Origin of the sequence: Prosthecobacter sp., from assembly GCF_049294395.1 — a bacterium.
GTDB lineage: Bacteria > Verrucomicrobiota > Verrucomicrobiia > Verrucomicrobiales > Verrucomicrobiaceae > Prosthecobacter.
The window spans coordinates 1-1,739 of sequence record NZ_JBAQCR010000136.1; the positions used below are offsets into that span (position 1 = coordinate 1).

2 protein-coding genes are annotated in these 1,739 nt (G+C 58.6%); one reads left to right on the forward strand and one right to left on the reverse strand.

Features of this window, described 5'->3' with window-relative positions; translation table 11 throughout:
• The first annotated feature begins 115 nt into the window (after positions 1-115).
• Complete coding sequence (locus WAW39_RS09105; RefSeq protein WP_422317987.1) at positions 116-1,075, forward strand: hypothetical protein; 960 nt, start codon at positions 116-118, stop codon at positions 1,073-1,075.
• Between the two features lie 7 nt (positions 1,076-1,082).
• Here the strand turns inward: WAW39_RS09105 and WAW39_RS09110 are convergent, their stop codons facing one another.
• Positions 1,083-1,691, reverse strand: coding sequence for a hypothetical protein (locus tag WAW39_RS09110; protein WP_422317989.1), 609 nt, complete (start codon positions 1,689-1,691; stop codon positions 1,083-1,085).
• Positions 1,692-1,739 lie beyond the last annotated feature (48 nt).

Sequence of the window (1,739 nt, forward strand, 5' to 3'; positions counted from 1 at the left end):
GGAGCGCAGGCTGGGAAACACGCTGCGCCAGACCATGCCCACCGCAGCCTTCACCTGCGGCGTGCTCGCGGCTCTGCCGCTGGCCACCACGTCTGCCTCCGCCGCCACGGCCGGGGTGACGCTGGTCAAAGGGGGGGCAAGCGGCAAGACCTTCCTTGTCCTTTTGATGAACGGAGTGCTGAGTCCACTGCTTGCTTTTGTGGCTGCAGGCATCGGCTACAAGGTGAGCATGGACAGCGCTCGGTCCCTGGAGGAGCAGCGGATGATCAAGAAGTTATTCTTGGTTCAGCTGGGTGGTATCCTGTTTTTTTGCGCATTCACGGTGGTGCTCATATACAACGGTAAATGGCTGGCTCTGCACCATCCTGCCGCATACGTCACACTGCTGACGGGCATGATCACTGGATGTCTGTTGTTATGTGCAGGTGGTTTGGCTTGGGCTCTCCGGCAGAACCGGAGAGTGGCATCTCAGGAAGCGGCGGCCCAAGAAGCACCTGGTCTGTCCATTGGAAAATGGGGCGTGCCGGAGCTCGAGTATCGCAGCAAGTGGATGCTGCTGGGGCTGCCTCTTGTACACTTGCGCTTGGGCCGGAAACGCGGTGAGCCTATACGCCCCGTGAAGGCATGGTTCGCGGTGGGGGACTTTGCCCTCGGCGTGATCGGGGCTTTTGGTGCCTGCACCATTGCGCCCATCAGTCTGGGGGCCTGTTCATTGGGGCTGGTCTCATTGGGCGGATTGGCGACAGGCGTGGCCTGCTGGGGCGGCCTCGGAGTCGGCGTATGGGCCATTGGTGGCTGCGCCCTCGGCTGGAATGCTTACGGCGGCTGTGCCGTGGGCTGGGAAGCAGTGCAGGGCGCCTTGGTTGCCGCTCGTCATTATGCACTGGGTGATGTGGCCGTGGCGCAGCATGTGAATGATGCTGCTGCCAGGGCGGTGATGAAGCAGAGCGTGTTTTTCCAGTTCACCCGCCAGGCGATGAAATACGCGGTCCTGCTCAATATTTTCTGGTTCCTGCCGCTCGTGTTGCTCTGGCGCAAATCACGGCAAATGCGGCGCCAGGCTGCCATGGCATAGCACCGGGTCAGTTGGGTTTCACTGCCGTCAGTCCTGGCACTTTTGAAGGATCATACTTCGCACCCTTCGAGACCTGGATGAGCATCATGCGAACTTTGGTGGGAAAGAACTTTTCGGGATCAGGGCGTTTGTGAGCGTGGAGGTTGTGATCGTCTTTGATGACGAGATGCATTTCCTTGATGCCCTGGTCCCAGAGGATGTCGTTGTTTTGCCAGAAGGTGGTCATGTCGAGGTCCTTCTCATGCACGCCGGTGGTCTTATAAACGCCGGTGCCGATGCAGCCGTAGCCGTGTTTCTGGCCCTTGTAGGGAATGTAGCAGACGCTCCATGTCGTGGGTTGATCACCTGCGGGCTTTTCAAGAACTTCAAGCCGCACATGCACAGTCCCGTTGCGGTAGTCCACGGGTGCAGTCCAGTCTTTGGGGCGCGCAGCATTCAGCATGTCGCCTTTGACATAATAGTGCGACTGATTGGGCTTCGAATTCAAAGCGTCTTCCTGAGTGAAAGTGAAGGTCACATCAAACAGCACGAACTGATCGGCACGGGTGAAGGTTGCGCTAAAGCAGACCAGAAGAAGAGTGATGAAAAGGGTGCGGTGTTTCATGGCGGGAATCATGGTGGCGGACGTCGTGTGGTCAATGCTGGATGCTGTCGCCGTGGACTG

Coding starts and splice junctions, on each gene's coding strand:
- WAW39_RS09110 (WP_422317989.1), bottom strand. CDS start 1,691: ATGATTCCCGCCATGAAACACCGCACCCTTTTCATCACTCTTCTTCTG.